This is a genomic window from Streptomyces sp. AK08-02 (assembly GCF_033795085.1).
GTDB classification, from domain to species: domain Bacteria; phylum Actinomycetota; class Actinomycetes; order Streptomycetales; family Streptomycetaceae; genus Streptomyces; species Streptomyces echiniscabiei.
This window is the reverse complement of sequence record NZ_JARAZV010000010.1, coordinates 147,962-163,875: the sequence shown is the minus strand read 5'-3', so window position 1 is coordinate 163,875 and position 15,914 is coordinate 147,962. Positions and strand designations below refer to the sequence as shown.

General features: G+C 71.2%; 13 protein-coding genes, 1 other RNA gene and 2 pseudogenes. 10 read left to right on the top strand and 6 right to left on the bottom strand.

Features of this window, described 5'->3' with window-relative positions; genetic code table 11:
- Positions 1–4 precede the first annotated feature (4 nt).
- Positions 5–1,081, top strand: a complete 1,077-nt coding sequence (locus PV734_RS21925; protein ID WP_319093083.1) for a Zn-dependent alcohol dehydrogenase — start codon at positions 5–7, stop codon at positions 1,079–1,081.
- A 43-nt stretch (positions 1,082–1,124) separates the two neighbouring features.
- Positions 1,125–2,072 carry a 3-oxoacyl-ACP reductase gene (locus tag PV734_RS21920; RefSeq protein ID WP_319291160.1) on the top strand — a complete coding sequence of 316 codons (948 nt, stop codon included), beginning with the start codon at positions 1,125–1,127 and terminating at the stop codon, positions 2,070–2,072.
- A 56-nt stretch (positions 2,073–2,128) separates the two neighbouring features.
- Here PV734_RS21920 and PV734_RS21915 read toward each other — a convergent pair whose 3' ends face one another.
- A complete protein-coding gene (locus tag PV734_RS21915) occupies positions 2,129–2,296 on the bottom strand; it encodes a hypothetical protein (RefSeq protein ID WP_319093081.1) in 168 nt (55 codons plus the stop codon).
- Positions 2,297–2,393: 97 nt separating this feature from the next.
- On the bottom strand, positions 2,394–3,647 hold the full coding sequence (locus PV734_RS21910) for a hypothetical protein (RefSeq protein WP_415924243.1): 1,254 nt from the start codon (positions 3,645–3,647) through the stop codon (positions 2,394–2,396).
- Between the two features lie 267 nt (positions 3,648–3,914).
- On the opposite strand from PV734_RS21910, the gene PV734_RS21905 reads away from it, so the two are divergent.
- From PV734_RS21905 to PV734_RS21895, 3 genes are read left to right on the top strand one after another with little or no spacing between them, the layout of a single operon-like run.
- Complete coding sequence (locus PV734_RS21905; RefSeq protein WP_319291157.1) at positions 3,915–4,802, top strand: Nif3-like dinuclear metal center hexameric protein; 888 nt, start codon at positions 3,915–3,917, stop codon at positions 4,800–4,802.
- Positions 4,799–5,542, top strand: coding sequence for a zinc ribbon domain-containing protein (locus tag PV734_RS21900; RefSeq protein ID WP_319093455.1), 744 nt, complete (start codon positions 4,799–4,801; stop codon positions 5,540–5,542). The genes PV734_RS21905 and PV734_RS21900 overlap by 4 nt, the downstream gene beginning before the upstream one ends.
- A 52-nt stretch (positions 5,543–5,594) precedes the next feature.
- On the top strand, positions 5,595–6,755 hold the full coding sequence (locus tag PV734_RS21895) for a bifunctional RNase H/acid phosphatase (protein WP_319291155.1): 1,161 nt from the start codon (positions 5,595–5,597) through the stop codon (positions 6,753–6,755).
- Here the strand turns inward: PV734_RS21895 and eda are convergent.
- Positions 6,730–7,377, bottom strand: a complete 648-nt coding sequence (gene eda / locus PV734_RS21890) for a bifunctional 4-hydroxy-2-oxoglutarate aldolase/2-dehydro-3-deoxy-phosphogluconate aldolase (protein WP_319291152.1) — start codon at positions 7,375–7,377, stop codon at positions 6,730–6,732. The two genes, PV734_RS21895 and eda, sit on opposite strands and share 26 nt — an antisense overlap.
- A gap of 273 nt (positions 7,378–7,650) precedes the next feature.
- Complete coding sequence (gene yaaA / locus PV734_RS21885; RefSeq protein WP_319093076.1) at positions 7,651–8,430, bottom strand: peroxide stress protein YaaA; 780 nt, start codon at positions 8,428–8,430, stop codon at positions 7,651–7,653.
- A gap of 163 nt (positions 8,431–8,593) precedes the next feature.
- On the opposite strand from yaaA, the gene PV734_RS21880 reads away from it, so the two are divergent.
- The 5 genes and pseudogenes from PV734_RS21880 (at position 8,594) to rnpB (ending at position 12,966) form a co-directional block, all read left to right on the top strand.
- On the top strand, positions 8,594–10,036 hold the full coding sequence (locus tag PV734_RS21880) for an RNB domain-containing ribonuclease (protein WP_319291150.1): 1,443 nt from the start codon (positions 8,594–8,596) through the stop codon (positions 10,034–10,036).
- A 144-nt stretch (positions 10,037–10,180) separates the two neighbouring features.
- Positions 10,181–10,762, top strand: coding sequence for a Uma2 family endonuclease (locus tag PV734_RS21875; RefSeq protein ID WP_319291147.1), 582 nt, complete (start codon positions 10,181–10,183; stop codon positions 10,760–10,762).
- A 109-nt stretch (positions 10,763–10,871) separates the two neighbouring features.
- Positions 10,872–11,633 carry an AraC family transcriptional regulator gene (locus tag PV734_RS21870; RefSeq protein ID WP_319291351.1) on the top strand — a complete coding sequence of 254 codons (762 nt, stop codon included), beginning with the start codon at positions 10,872–10,874 and terminating at the stop codon, positions 11,631–11,633.
- A gap of 19 nt (positions 11,634–11,652) precedes the next feature.
- Positions 11,653–12,483: pseudogene (locus PV734_RS45875) on the top strand (DMT family transporter); the annotation flags it as partial.
- A gap of 67 nt (positions 12,484–12,550) precedes the next feature.
- Positions 12,551–12,966, top strand: an RNA gene (gene rnpB, locus PV734_RS21865) — RNase P RNA component class A.
- Positions 12,967–13,896: 930 nt separating this feature from the next.
- Here rnpB and PV734_RS21860 read toward each other — a convergent pair.
- Positions 13,897–14,901 (bottom strand): annotated as a pseudogene (locus PV734_RS21860) (Gfo/Idh/MocA family oxidoreductase); the annotation flags it as partial.
- A gap of 131 nt (positions 14,902–15,032) precedes the next feature.
- On the bottom strand, positions 15,033–15,815 hold the full coding sequence (locus tag PV734_RS21850; RefSeq protein WP_319291145.1) for a TIM barrel protein: 783 nt from the start codon (positions 15,813–15,815) through the stop codon (positions 15,033–15,035).
- Between the last annotated feature and the right edge of the window lie 99 nt (positions 15,816–15,914).

Here is a 15,914-nt window from a genome sequence, read left to right as displayed (position 1 = left end):
CACCATGCGCGCAGCCGTACTGCACGAGATCGGGCAGGACAAGCTCGACGTCCTCGACGACGTCGAGGCCGTGGGCTTCGGCCCCGGAAAGGTGAGGATCCGGGTACGGGCCACCGGGCTGTGCCACTCGGACCTCTCCGCGATGAACGGCGTACTGCCGCAGCCCGCGCCCTTCGTCCCCGGCCACGAGGGCGCCGGGGAGATCCTCGAGGTCGGGGACGGCGTGAGTCATGTGAAGGTCGGTGACCGGGTCGTCGTCTGCTGGCTGCCGGCCTGCGGTGTGTGTCCCGCCTGCAAGCGCGGCCAGACCGAACTGTGTCTCGCCGGGTTCATGAACGCGGGCACCCCCAACTTCCGCCGCCCCGGCGGAGACGTCTTCGGCATGGCAGGCACCGGCACCTTCACCGAGGAGGTCGTCGTCGCCGCCGGCTGCGCCGTACCGATCCCCGACGACGTGCCCTTCGACATCGCCGCCCTCATCGGCTGCGGGGTCACCACCGGACTCGGCGCCGCCCTCAACACCGCGAACGTGAAGGCCGGTTCGTCGGTCGCCGTCATCGGCTGCGGAGGCGTCGGCATCTCCGCGATACAGGGAGCGCGGCTCCAGGGCGCCGCCGAGATCGTCGCCGTCGACCCGGTGCTCTCGCGCCGTGAGTCCGCGCTCAAGTTCGGTGCCACGAGGGCCGTTTCGCCGGAGGAGCTGGCCGACGCCAAGCAACAGGTCACCGCCGGTGAGGGGTTCGACTACGTCTTCGAGGTCGTCGGCCGCTCCACCACCGCCCGCACCGCCTACGACACCACCCGGCGCGGCGGCACCATGGTCGTCGTCGGCGCGGGCGCCATGGACGACAACCTCCAACTCAACATGTTCGAGCTGTTCTTCGACGAGAAGCGCATCCTGCCGTCCATGTACGGCGGCGGCGACGTCCTGCGGTCCTACGAGCGCACGATCGCCCTCTGGCGCGCCGGCCGCGTCGACCTCGCCGGCCTCATCACCCACCGCGTGCCGCTCGCCGGCATCAACGAGGCCCTCGACCAGATGCGCACGGGAACCGCGCTGCGTACGTGCATCGAGATCTGAGAGCCGGAAGCGGAGAGTTGAGGGCGGAGGGTGGAGAGCGCTGATGTCACTGCCACTTGAGGGGCTCGCCGCGATCGTCACGGGCGCGGGGCGTGGTCTGGGCCGGGTCGAGGCACTGGAGTTGGCCCGACTCGGCGCGTCCGTCGTCGTCAACGACTACGGGCAGAGCGGCCGGGACGGCTCCGGCGAGGCGTCCGCCACCCCCGCCGAGGAGGTCGCCGCCGAGATCCGCGCGGCGGGCGGCACGGCGACCGCCCACACCGGAGACGTAGCCGATCATCAACAGGCGCGTGAACTGGTCGAGTTGGCCATCGCCGAGTTCGGCGGGCTGGACGTCCTCGTCAACAACGCGGGCATCCTGCGCGACCGTATGGTCTTCTCCATGTCGGAGGGGGAGTGGGACGCGGTCATACGGGTCCATCTCAAGGGACACTTCAACACGACCCACTTCGCCGCCGCGCACTGGCGGGGGCGCGCCAAGGCGACCGGGGCACCGGTGTACGGGCGGATCGTGAACACGTCCTCGGAGGCGTTTCTCGCCGGGTCGGCGGGACAGCCCAACTATGCGGCGGCGAAGGGCGGAATCGTCGGACTGACCACCTCCACCGCCCTGGCCCTCGCCAAGTACGGCGTGACGGCGAACGCGATCTGCCCACGTGCCAGGACCCGTATGACCGAGGACGTCTTCCGGGACTTCGAGCAGCCGGAGAACGGCGACGGCGGCCTCGACCCCCTGGCCCCCGAGCATGTCGCCCCGCTCGTCGGCTATCTGGCCTCCCCGGCCGCCGGACATGTCAACGGACAGCTGCTGGTCGTCCACGGCGGGATGGTCGCCGTCGTCGAACGCCCCAGGGTGGCGGCCAAGTTCGACAGCAAGCAGGACACCTTCACCTACGACGAACTGGACGCGCTCCTCACCCCGCACTACGCGGGGCGGCCCACCGGGGAGACGTTCGCGGCGGCCGAGGTCCTCGGCCTCAGGCGCGGCTGAAAAAGCGGCTCCGCCCGTAGCCAACCGGGCGGAGCCGCAACTCACCTGATGTGCCGTCAGGCCCTGTTCTCGGCCTGCTCGGACGGCTTGCGGTGACGGCCGTGCGGGGTCGTCTCGTCGTTGTGGGCCGAGACCGGCCCCCGGTGCCTGCCCTGGCCGTAGCTGTGGCCCGAGGCCTCGTGGGCGTCGGCGGACAGCGGCTGCATGGTGCTTGCGTCGTTCATCGGAAAGTCTTCACCCCGTCAACATGATCCTTCTAACAGCCGGATGATCTTAACCAACACGCCTCAAGGTGACACGAGCCGCACACGCCGACCGGGACTAGTTCGTTACAAGCTTCGTCACTTCGTTACCGGGCTTCCCGACCTTCGTCACGACCTGCCCCAGCGGAGCCTGCTGCAACGGCACCGGCCGAACCACCACAACGGGCGCGACAGGCGCGACGAGCGCGGGAACCGCAGGATCCACGCCCGTCCCCGTCACCGTCCCTGCCCCCGGCGCCGCCTCCGACCCAGGCGTCCCGCCCGCCTCGGCCCGTACCCGAACGACCCCGCACGGCATCTCCCCCGTCACGTAAGGAAGTTGAAGCTCCCCGTCCCTGCGCCACAGCCCGGCGCCCGCCAACCACCCCTCCGGCGCCGGAAGATGCCGTACCTGGCGCTCCGACGGCCGCCACACCCCCACCCAGCTCCCCGCCGAGCCGTCCACGCGCAGCGCCACCCCACAGCTCTCCGGCGTCAGTACCTGCCCCGGCTGGATCGCGAACGGCGTGAGCGTGCACCCCTCGATCCGCAGGCACTCCGGGAACCGCACCGGCAGCGTGCTGCCGAGCACTCCCCAGCCGAGCCGTTGCCGCCCGCCGGGCGAGGGCGCGTCCGAGCCGATCAGCAGCAGTCCGCTGTCCGCGTCCGCGAGCAGCAGCCGGTCGTCGCTCTCCGCCGAGATCTGGAGCAGCGGCGACACCTCGCCGTCTCGCTCCAGATCGACCACGATCGCCTTCGTACGCCCCCCGACCTCCCGGTCCAGGGCGAGCAGCCGCCCCGTGCGGTCCAGCCAGACCCCGCCCGAGCAGCGGCCGGGGACCTCCGTGACGTACTCGGGCCCGAAGGCGCCACCGGCGACCAGCCACACCGTCGTCGAACGCCGGCCCAGGGCGAGGGCGTACGCCCGGTCGCCGCCCGGAGCCGGGGGCAGCAGCCGCAGCGGGGTCCCGGCGTCCGGGCACTCGACCGCGCCGAGGGGGAGTTCGCCGGTGCCGGGGCCGGTCGGATAGAGCAGCGCGAAGGCGTGGCGGCCGTCGATCGGACGGTGGATGAGGACCCGTCCGTCGCCCATCGGCAGCACCTGTGTGCCCGGCTCCTCCGGTTGGTTGCCGGGCAGCGGCACGGCGTACGGCTCGGGCCCGTCGAGCGTCCAGCGCTCCGGGAACCAGGAGTCACCACTGCGCGCGAGCCGGGCCGCGTAGGCCCCGTCCGCCGTGATCGCCAACTCCGCCCCGGGACGGGGTCCGTCCTCCGCCATTGGTTCGATCATGGGCTCGGTCGCTTCGATCGCTTCGATCGCACAGGCCGTCATCGATCGGTCACCTCCGGCGACGAAAGTAGTTTTCGCACGTACAGACGTGGGATCGGGTGGCGGCCGTTTCACACATAAGGATGGCCAAGTAACGATTCGCCTGAGGAAACGGTGGCGCCTGTGCTGGCCGAGGCCGGGGGCGACAGCGGAGACGGCGACACGGACGGCGACACGGGCGGCAGAGGGGCTGCGGAGGGGCTGCGGAGGGGTGGCGCCGAGGCGGACGCACCGGTTCGGCCGTACGGAACGGCCAGGTAGCCTAGCGTCGTGCCCCGTCTGTCTGAAGTCATCGCCGCGCTGGACGCCCTCTGGCCCCCCGAGCGGGCCGAGTCCTGGGACGCGGTCGGCACGGTCGTGGGCGACCCCGACCAGGAGGTGTCCCGGGTCCTGTTCGCCGTGGACCCCGTCCGGGACGTCGTCGACGAGGCCGTGAAGCTGGGCGCCGACCTGCTGGTCACCCACCACCCCCTCTACCTGCGCGGTACGACCACGGTCGCGGCGGACACCTTCAAGGGCCGGGTCGTGCACACCCTCATCAAGCACGACATCGCCCTCCACGTCGCCCACACCAACGCCGACCGCGCCGACCCGGGAGTCAGCGACGCCCTCGCCGGCGCCCTCGACCTCCGGGTCGTACGACCCCTCGTACCGGACCCCTCCGACCCCGCCGGCCGACGCGGCCTCGGCCGGGTCTGCGAGCTGGACCACCCGCTGACCGTCCGCGAGTTCGCCGCCCGAGCCGCCGAACGGCTGCCCGCGACGGCGCAGGGCATCCGGGTCGCCGGCGACCCCGAGGCCCTGATCCGTACGGTCGCCGTCAGCGGCGGCTCCGGCGACAGCCTCTTCGACGACGTACGCGCGGCCGGCGTCGACGCCTTCCTCACCGCGGACCTCCGCCACCACCCGGCATCCGAGGCCCGCGCCCACAGCGACCACGGCACCGGCGCCGGCAGTCACAGTCCCCTCGCGCTGCTCGACGCGGCGCACTGGGCCACCGAGTGGCCCTGGTGCGAGCTGGCCGCCGCCCAGCTCGACGAGATCTCCGACCGGCACGGATGGGGCCTTCGGGTCCACGTCTCCGCCACGGTCACCGACCCCTGGACGGCCCACGCGGCGTCCACCACCACCTCTGAAGCACTGGGAGCCCCCAACTGAACGCCGCGCCCGCCGACCAGATCCGCCTTCTCGACGTCCAGGCCCTCGACGTACGCCTCCAGCAGCTCGCGCACAAGCGCAAGTCGCTGCCCGAGCACGCCGAGATCGAGTCACTGACCAAGGACCTCACGCAGCTGCGCGACCTGCTGGTGGCCGCGACGACCGAGGAGAGCGACTGCGCCCGCGAGCAGACCAAGGCCGAGCAGGACGTGGACCAGGTGCGCCAGCGCGCCACCCGCGACCAGCAGCGCCTGGACTCCGGCGCCGTCAGCTCCTCCAAGGACCTGGAGAACCTCCAGCGCGAGATCGTCTCCCTCGCCAAGCGGCAGGGCGACCTGGAGGACATCGTCCTGGAGGTCATGGAGCGCCGTGAGTCCGCGCAGGAGCGGGTCGCCGAACTGACCGAGCGGGTCGGTGCCGTCCAGGGCAAGATCGACGACGCGACCGCACGGCGCGAGGCGTCGTACGAGTCCCTCGCCGGTGAGGTGGGCACGGCGACGAAGGAGCGCGAGGTCATCGCGGGTTCGGTGCCCGACGACCTCCTCAAGCTGTACGACAAGCTGCGCACGCAGCAGGGCGGAGTCGGCGCCGCCCGTCTCTTCCAGCGCCGCTGCGAGGGCTGCCGCCTGGAGCTGAACATCACCGAGGTCAACGAGGTGAAGGCGGCCCCCCGCGACGCCGTACTGCGCTGCGAGAACTGCCGCCGCATCCTGGTGCGCACGTCGGAATCGGGACTGTAGGCAACCACGTAGGTCGGTACAAGTCTGTACAGGTAAGTAAGGGGCGTGCGGCGTGCGGGAGTTCATCGTCGAGGCCGACGGCGGTTCCCGGGGCAACCCGGGACCCGCGGGCTACGGCGCCGTCGTCATCGACGCGGCCACGGGCGAGACGCTGGTCGAGGTGGCCGAGTACATCGGCATCGCCACGAACAACGTCGCCGAGTACCGGGGCCTGGTCGCCGGCCTGCGCGCGGCCCACGCTCTGGACCCGACCGCCACCGTCCATGTCCGTATGGACTCCAAGCTGGTCGTCGAGCAGATGTCCGGCCGCTGGAAGATCAAGCACCCGGACATGAAGCCCCTGGCGGCGGAGGCGGCCCGGGTGTTCTCGGTCGTAGGACAGGTGACGTACGAGTGGATCCCGCGCGGCAGGAACAAGCACGCGGACCGCTTGGCGAACGAGGCGATGGACGCGGGCAAGCGCGGCGAACAGTGGTCGGCGTCCACGTCGACGGCTGAACCGGACGCGGGCGCCCGCGCCACGTCCGACGAAGCCGACACCGGCGCCGCCACGAAGGTGGCCGCCGGCTGGTCCGCGCCCGCGGATCTCGGCCCGCCCGCGACCTTCGTGCTCCTGCGCCACGGCGAGACCCCGCTCACCCCCCAGAAGCGCTTCTCGGGCAGCGGCGGTACCGACCCGTCCCTCTCGGACGTGGGCCGCGACCAGGCCGAGCGGGCGGCCGAGTCCCTCGCCCGGCGTGGCACGATCGAGGCGATCGTCGCCTCCCCGCTGGCCCGCACCCGGCAGACCGCCGCCGCCGTGGCGACCCGGCTCGGCCTCGACGTGACCGTCGACGACGGTCTGCGCGAGACGGACTTCGGCGCCTGGGAGGGGCTGACGTTCAGCGAGGTGCGCGAGCGCTACCCGGACGACATGAACGCCTGGCTGGCCTCACCGAAGGCCGAACCCACGGGCGGCGGCGAGAGCTTCGCGGCGACCGCGCGCCGGATGGCCGTCACCCGCGACAGGCTGATCGCGGCCCACGCGGGCCGCACGGTCCTGCTGGTCACCCACGTGACCCCCATCAAGACCCTGATCCGCCTGGCCCTGGGCGCCCCGCCCGAGTCCCTGTTCCGCATGGAACTCTCGGCGGCCTCGCTGTCGGCGGTGGCGTACTACGCGGACGGCAACGCGAGCGTGCGGCTCTTCAACGACACGTCCCACCTGCGCTGAGCCCCGCTGCCTGACGGGCCAGCGCCTCGATCCGAGCCCAGTCGCGGGCGGCGATCGCATCCGCCGGAAGCATCCAACTCCCGCCCACACAGCCGACGTTGGGCAGCGCGAGATACTCGGGCGCGTTCGCCGGGCCGATCCCCCCGGTCGGGCAGAACCGGGCCTGGGGGAGCGGCCCGGACAGCGACCTCAGATACGCGGTGCCGCCCGCCGCCTGGGCCGGGAAGAACTTCATCTCCCGCACCCCACGCTCCAACAGCGCCACGACCTCCGACGTCGTCGACACCCCCGGCAGAAACGGCACACCGGACGCCCGCATGGACTCCAGCAGTACGTCGGTCCAGCCCGGGCTGACGAGGAAACGGGCCCCGGCGGCGAGCGCGTCGGACACCTGCGCAGGCGAGATGAGGGTCCCCGCACCGACCACCGCGTCCGGAACGGCATCGGCGACGGCCCGGATGGCGTCGAGCGCGACGGGCGTACGCAGGGTGACCTCGATGGCCGGCAGTCCTCCGGCCACGAGCGCCCGAGCAAGCGGCACGGCATCGGCCAGCTCCTCGACGACGACCACGGGAACGACGGGCGCGAGATCGAGAACGGAGGAAGCGGGGAGAGAGGCCATACGCCTCATCCTGCCCCCGGTCAGCAACATGCGCAAAGATAGTTGCACATGTTGCAACGCAGGACACGCTCAAGGGGCGCGGGGAACTGCGCGACAAGCCACGACGGCGCCTGTTTGTGGGGGCGCGGGGAACTGCGCGACAAGCCACGACGGCGCCCGCTTGTGGGGGCGCGAGGAAGTGCGCGACAAGCCACGACGGCGCCTGTTTGTGGGGGCGCGGGGAACTGCGCGACAAGCCACGACGGCGCAGCGGACAACCGACAACCCACAGGTTCAGTGAATCTCGTCCACCAGCACATCAAGCTCCACCGCAGCCCCCGACCTCCCCGGCGCCACCTCGACCACGTACCCGAGATCCCGCAACGCCTCCACCAACTCGCCGGGCCCGGAGGGCACCGCCCCCGCACTCACCAGACTCCGTACGATCCGCCCCTTGGTCGCCTTGTTGAAGTGGCTGACCACCTTCCGGGTCGGCGCGTGCAACACCCGTACGGTCGCCGTCCGCCCGGCAACCTCCCCCTTCGGCTTCCAGGCGGAGCCATACGCGGAGGAGCGCAGATCGAGGACCAGTCCGTCGCCGGCCACCTCGGGCAGGACGGCGGCCATCGGGGCACGCCAGTGTCCGGTCAGCGCGCCGAGCCCGGGCAGCTTCACGCCCATCGAGCAGCGGTACGAGGGGATACGGTCCGTGAGCCGGACGGCACCCCACAGCCCCGAGAAGACCAGCAGCGAACGTGCGGCCCGCCTCTTCGCGGCGGCGTCGAGGGAGGCGAGGTCGAGGGCGTCGTACAGCACCCCCGTGTAGACCTGCCCGGCGGGCCGCGCCCCGGCCGTCAGCAGGCCGACGTTCTTGGCGACCTCGCCCCGCAGCCCCTCACTGAGCCCGAGCACCTCACGCGCCTTGTCCTCGTCACCGAGACACAGCTCGACAAGCTCCCCGAGAACGGCCTCGCGGGCGCTGTTGAGCCCGGGCAGGGACAGCGACTCCAGCTTCAGAGGGGCGCCGCGCCCCGAAGCGGCCTTGCCTTCGGAGGGAGGCAGCAGGACAAGCACGGTGAGTTCTCCAAACGGGTACGCAGAGGTCGGGTCGCGCCAGATTACGTGGTGACGCGGGTCCGGTGCCGTCGCTGGGGGCGGCGCCCCGGACCCCCCGCTCCGGCCTGAACGGCCTCGTCCTCGATCGCCGGACGGGCCGGACTGTGCCTACGCTCGTTCCATGCCCCGCCGCCACATACGCGTGACCGGAGCGCCCGAAACCCCCCTCCGGGCCGCCCTCACCGCGCTGCGCACCGAACTGGGCGTCCCCGACAGATTCCCGCCCGCGGTACTGGCGGAAGCGGACCGGGCGGCGAAGGCCCCCGTTCTCCCGGCGAGGGACGCCACCGACATCCCGTTCCTCACCATCGACCCGCCCACGTCCACCGACCTGGACCAGGCGATGCACCTGTCCCGCCGCCCCGACGGCGGCTTCCGCGTCCGGTACGCCATCGCGGACGTCGCCGCCTTCGTCGTACCCGGCGGGCCCCTGGACACGGAGACGCACCGCAGGGTCACCACCCTCTACTTCCCCGACGAGAAGACCCCGCTGCACCCGCCGGTACTCAGCGAGGACGCGGCGAGTCTCCTCCCGGGCCGGACCCGTCCGGCCGCCCTCTGGACACTCGACCTCGACGCGGACGGCCGTACCGTCGCCGTGGACGTCCACCGGGCCCTGGTCCGCAGCCGCGCCAAGCTCGACTACGCGGGCGTGCAGCGCGAACTGGACGCCGGTACGGCGGAGGAACCGCTGGCCCTCCTCAAGGAGATCGGCGAGGCCAGGGAACGCCTGGAGGTCGAACGCGGCGGCATCTCCCTCAACGTCCCCGAGCAGGAGATCGTCGAGCGGGACCACACGTACTCGCTCACCTACCGCGCACCGCTGCCCGCCGAGGGCTGGAACGCCCAGATCTCCCTCCTGACGGGCATGGCGGCGGCCGACCTGATGCTGACGCACGGCACGGGAGTGCTCCGCACCCTTCCCGCCGCCCCGGACGGCGCCGTCGGCCGCCTGCGCCGCACCGCGCACGCCCTGCACATCGACTGGCCGCACCATGTCTCGTACGCGGCCCTGATCCGCTCCCTGGACCCGCACCGCCCCGACCACGCGGCCTTCCTCCAGGAGTGCACGACCCTGCTACGAGGCGCCGGCTACACGATCTTCCGCGACGGCCACCTCCCACCCCTCACGACCCACTCGGCGGTAGCCGCCCCCTACGCCCACTGCACGGCCCCCCTACGCCGCCTCGCCGACCGGTACGCCTCGGAGATCTGCCTCGCCGCCGTGGCCGAACAGCCCACGCCCGACTGGGTGTCGGCGGCTCTGGACGCCCTCCCCCAGGAGATGACGGAGGGCGGGCGACGAGCGGGCGCGGTGGAACGCGGCTGCGTGGACATCGTCGAGGCGGCACTGCTCAAGGGCCGGGTGGGGGAGGTGTTCGAGGGCTGCGTGGTGGACGTGGAGGAGCGCAGACCGACGGTCGGGACAGTGCAGTTGGAGACTCCGGCGGTGGTGGCGAGGATCGAGGGCGAGGGGGTTCCGCTACCCCTGGGCGAGCGACTGCGGGTACGCCTCACGCGGGCCGAGCTGGGGGCGGGCGGGGTGCGGTTCGCTCCCGCGTGACGGTGGGGAACGGTAGCGCGAACGAGGGAACGCGCCCCGACTCCGGGGCCGGCCCTCCACACGATGGCGCACGCTGATCTCCTGACCCATGGCAAATGGGATCGACCCGTTACAAGGGTGGTCGAGTCATGACACGGAGGCAAGATGTCGGGTCTCACAGAGGACCAGCTGCGGCGAGCGGGACAGGAAGTGCTGGCCGGTTTCCTGGAGTTGGACCTCCCCGTGGGCTTTCGGGCACAACTGGTCGAGGGCCAGATCCTGTTGGCACCTTTGCCCGACGGCCGGCATGAGCACTGCCTCAGCGAGATCGGCAGCCAGATCTACCTGAAGTCCCGGACCGGCATACAGCTCTCCGGCAACAAGGGGCTGAAGCTGCCCAGTTCCGGCGCCCACCCGGACGACCATGTGATCCCGGACAGCACGGTGGCACCCGACCAGCCACGGCTCTTCCGCGGAGCTCCCCCCTGGATGCCATGCGCCGGAGTGGCATTGGTCGTCGAAGTCACCCACCTCTACGCGTGGATCGACCGCGAGACCAAGCCGCGCTGCTACGCCCGGGGGAAGATCCCCCTCTACCTGCTCGTGGACCGGGACGCGGCCTCGGTCACTCTGTTCAGCGACCCGGGGCAGGACGACTACAGCCGGTCCCGTACCGTCCCCTTCGGCAAGCCGCTGGCCCTCCCCGCCCCCTTCGCCTTCGATCTGGACACGACAGAGTTTCTCTGAGCCCCTGGAATCCCCGAAGTACGGTGGAACCGTGAACACAGGCGGGGGCACAAGGGAACAGGCACTCTGGACCAGAGCGAGACTCGGCCGCTGCGGTCCCGCCCTGGACATGCTCACCGCCCGCTTCGACCGGCACGTCTACGCCCCGCACGCCCACGACGAGTTCACGGTCGGCCTGTGCGTCGGCGGCTCCGAGGTCATCGACTACCGGGGCGGCCGACTCCGCCCCAGACCCGGCTCGATCGTCGTACTGGACCCCGGCGAGATGCACACAGGCGGCCCGGACACGGCCGACGGCTACGCCTACCGAGCCCTGTACGCCGACGTCTCCCTCCTCACGGACGGCACCACCGGCGGCCTCCCCCACTTCCGCGAGCCCCTCCTCGACGACCCCGAACTGGCCGCCGCCTTCCGCGCCGCGCACACGGACCTGAGCACCTGCCCGGACCCCCTGGAGGCCGAGTCCCGCCTCCCCTGGCTGCTCACCGCCCTGGCCCGCCGCCACTCCACGGCCCGCCCGACACGGGACAACCTCCCCGGCGCGGACCGGATAGCCCACGCCGTACGAACCCGCCTGGCCGACGAACTGACCACCCCACCCTCCCTCACCGACCTCGCCACCGACCTGGGCCTGTCCCGCTACCAACTCCTGCGCGCCTTCCGCACGACGGTCGGGATACCCCCGTACGCCTGGCTGGCACAGCACCGCGTGACCCGGGCCCGGGGTCTGCTGGACGCCGGTCTGCGTCCCGCCGAGGTCGCCTCCCTCGTCGGTTTCGCCGATCAGGCCCACCTGACCCGCTGGTTCCGGCGGGTGCTGGGGGTGACCCCGGCGGCGTACCGCAACAGCGTTCAAGACGGCAGACACTGAGACGGCCGACACTGCCCGCATGACTGCACGCGGCTGGTTGTTGTTCTCCCTGATGGGAGTGGTCTGGGGTATCCCGTATCTGCTGATCAAGGTGGCGGTGGACGCGGACCTGTCACCGTCGACGGTGGTGTTCACCCGCTGCCTGCTGGGCGCCGCGCTTCTCCTCCCCTTCGCGCTCCACCAGGGCGGCCTGCCGCGCACGATCCGAACGCACTGGCGTCCGATGCTGGCCTTCGCCGTCATCGAGATCATCGGCCCGTGGTGGACCCTCACGGACGCGGAACGCCACCTCTCCAGCTCCACGGCGGGCCTCCTGATCGCAGGAGTACCGATAGTCGGGCTCGCGCTCGCCCGCTTCTTCGGCAGCACGGAGAGGCTGGGGGTCCGACGGCTCACGGGCCTGGCCCTGGGCCTGGCGGGCGTCGCGGTCCTGACCGTCCCGCACCTGACAGGCGGCGACGCCCGCTCGCTGGCGGAGGTGCTGCTGACGGTGATCGGCTACGCCACGGCCCCGCTGATAGCGGCGCGCCATCTGAAGGACGTCCCCTCGCTGCACCTCACGGCGCCCTGTCTGGCGCTGGCGGCCCTGGTCTACGCCCCGGCGGCGGTGCTCACCCGCCCGGCGACCCTTCCGTCCCCACACGTACTGCTGGCCCTGGCTGTCCTGGGCGTGGTCTGCACGGCCCTGGCCTTCGTGGCGTTCCTGGAGCTGATCAAGGAGGTCGGCCCGACCCGGGCAACGGTGTTCACGTACGTCAATCCGGCGGTCGCGGTGGCGGCGGGCGCCGTGTTCCTGGACGAACCCCTGACCGCCGGCATCCTCGCCGCCTTCGCCCTGATCCTGGCGGGCTCCGTCCTGGCGACGGCCACTGGACCGAGGCGGGGCGGACGCCCGGTAGCATGGTCGACACGGCAGACGAGCCGGGCGGACGGCCGCGTGGACTCCCCTTCGGGGGCGCTCCCCGAGGAACGTCCGGGCTCCACAGGGCAGGGTGATGGCTAACGGCCACCCGGGGTGACCCGCGGGAAAGTGCCACAGAAAACAAACCGCCTGGGACCTCGGTCCCCGGTAAGGGTGAAACGGTGGTGTAAGAGACCACCAGTGCCCAGGGCGACCTGGGCAGCTAGGTAAACCCCACCCGGAGCAAGGTCAAAAGGAAGCGCTGGTAAGGATACGCAGCGCTTCTGCGAGGACGTTCGAGGGCTGCCCGCCCGAGTCCTCGGGTAGACCGCACGAGGCCGGCGGCAACGCCGGCCCTAGATGGATGGCCGTCTCCCCGGCCGCCGTGAGGCGGTCGGGCGACAGAACCCGGCGTACAGCCTGACTCGTCTGCCGCTCCTTATTTCCGCAGGTCAGAGGCTATGTTTGCTTACTGAACAAATCCTCGGGGGCGAATCTGGGGCGATTTCAGGCCCGGGTATCGTCGTTTCTGTCTGCTGACCATGCGGCATATCCGGGCATTCCGGGCGTCAAATGTGGTCCAGTGCCGTTCTGGGGGAGACATCTCGGATGCGGTGCGCTCGGAAGTACATGTACGAGGTGTCCTCTTGCCGGTCTACTCTGGCTGAACTTGAGCACGGATGGTGTGTCCTCCAGCGCGCCGCGCCCGGGCCGGGACAGGTCACATTGCTCGCGCGGCATATCGAGTGCAGCTCAATGGCGCGCTCTCGGGCACCGTTGGACGCGCCGGACTGAACCCCCGTGCGGCGGTTAAGGCTGCCGTGGGCGGGCATGGGCGCTTGTGTGCGGCACGGACTTGAATGAGAAGCGGCGTGCGCGACGCCGCGGTGGACAGCGCGCACGGGGTGGTGGAAAAGCGCCTCGGAAGTCTCAGAGCAATGGTGTTGCCATTGGCCGGGGTCGGGAACGGTTTACTCGGCAGAAGTCGCATCGCCGCAGATCAGACATGATTATTTCCGCGCAGCGAGGTCATGGGCTGGAGTCCGGGTCGAAGTTGGTGCCCGACGTGCTCCCCGGAACTGCGGAGACTGCTTCGAAAGGGCGGAGCCGGCTGGCAGCCGTGGCTGTACTTCGCTGATGGGCGCAAGCTGCGTGCCTGACGCCGCCCGGGCATCAGGCTGCCCTTTGGCGTCGATGTGTTCCCGTTGGCGTCGCACCTGGAGATCCAGTGGGACGAGAAAGGCCGGGCGACGGGCCTGAAGGACCTGAACTGAAGTGACGTGAACCGACGGCCTCCCGAGCCCTCACCGGCACAACATGGTCCTGTCGCCCTGTCTTGGCTGGCCTCGTCCTCACTCGGCCTTACTCACCCTTGAGTTCCGCGATGCCGACAGGGACGCCGGTGGTGACCGACCGGACGGCGGCGAGCGCGATGGACAGTGCGGCCCGGGCGTCCTCGCCGGTGGCGAGGGGGGTGTGCCCGCTACGGACGCTGTCGGCGAAGTCGGCGAGTTCGGCGACGTATGCGTCGTGGAACAGGTCCTGGTCGTAGGTGAGGCAGTCGGCGGCGGCGCCCTCCGGGCCGTACGAGGTGAGATGGGTGCGGCGTATGTCGCCCATGGTGAGCATTCCGGCGGAGCCGAAGACCTCGCCGCGCACGTCATAGCCGTACACGGCCTGGAAGTTGGCCTCGGCGGTGGCGAGGGTGCCGTTGTCGAACCGGATCGTGACCACGGCGGTGTCGAGCAGGCCGCGGTTCTTGAAGTCGGGGCGGACCAGGGCGTCGGCCCAGGCGAAGACCTCGACCGGTTCGGCGCCCGGGTTGAGGAACCGCAGGGTGTCGAAGTCGTGGATGAGGGTCTCCAGGAAGATCGTCCACGGCGGGATGCGGGCCGGGTCGTTCAGCTTGGGGTCCCGGGTGAGTGAGCGCAGCAGTTGGGGCGTGCCGATGCCGCCGGCGACGATCTTGTCGTGGGCGGCGCGGAAGCCGGGGTCGTAGCGGCGGTTGAAGCCCACCTGGAGCGGCACGCCCGCGTCACGGGCCGCGGCGATGTCCCGGTCGGCCTCCGCGAGGGTGGCGGCCATGGGCTTCTCGCAGTAGACCGCCTTGCCCGCCCGGGCCGCGGCCACGACCAGGTCGGCGTGGGTGCGGCCCGGGGTAGAGATCACCACCGCCTCGATCCGCGGGTCGGCCAGGAGTTCGCCGATCTCGGTGTACGCCGTGGGACGGCCGAGGTGGTCCGCAAGCCGGTCCGAAAGCTGGTTCGCGGCGTCCGGCGCCGGGTCGGCGACCGCGGCGAGGCGGACACCGGGGAGGCGGCGGGCGAGCGTCGCGGCGTGGAAGGAGCCCATCCGTCCGGCACCGGTGAGGCCGACGGCGAGGGGCTGGTGTGGTCATCCGGGTGCTCCCTACGTCTGCGAGCGGGTGCTGGCGGGAAGGGGGGCGTGTGGAATGCGGTGCCATGCGGAGTGTGGCGCCCTGTGGAGTTGCGGCGCCCTCAAGGCGTGAAGGCCGAGCGGAACCTCTCCAGCGCGAGGTCGCTGTCGGTGGAGGCCCAGGCCTCCATGGCGACGGTGCCCTCATAGCCGAGGTCGACAAGGGCGCTCGCGACGGCCGGGTAGTTGATCTCCCCCGTCCCCGGCTCGCAGCGGCCGGGTACGTCGGCGACCTGGATCTCGCCGATCAGGCCCAGGCCGTGGGCCCGGCGGACCAGTTCGACGAGGTTCCCCTCGCCGATCTGCGCGTGGTAGAGGTCGAGGTTCATCCGCAGTCCGGGGCGGTCCACGGCGGCGACCAGGGCCAGGGTGTCGGCGGCCTTGGCGAACGGCACCCCGGGGTGGTCCACGGCGGTGTTGAGGTTCTCCAGGGTGAAGGTGATCCCGGCGCTCTCGCCCAGCTCGGCGAGGCGGGTGAGCGTGCGGTGGGCGGCGATCCACATCTCCCCGGTGGGCTCGCCGGTCACCGGCACCACGGGCAGGCCCTCGCCGTCCAGGCCGGTGCCGTGGAGGTTCAGCCGGGGGCAGCTGAGTTGCTCGGCCGCGCGGATCGACTCCTCGGCAGTGCGCAGGAGTTCGACGGCACCATCCTCGTCGGTGAGGCTGCCGCGGATGTAGCCGGTCATCGAGGAGAACTCGGCCGGGGTCCGGGCCAGGGCGTCGAGATCGTGCCGGGTCCAGTCCCAGATCTCGACCTGGAATCCGGCGTCGTGAACGCGCCGTGCCCGCTCGGGTATCGGCAGGTCCCGGAAGACCATCTCGGCACAGACCGCCAACGTGAACATCGCTGCTCGCCCTCTCTCGTTCGCCACGGGGGCACGTCCGACCAAAACATCCGACTAGAACGTTCTAGAATCGGTCGGGAGCAGCAGTACGCCAGCCAC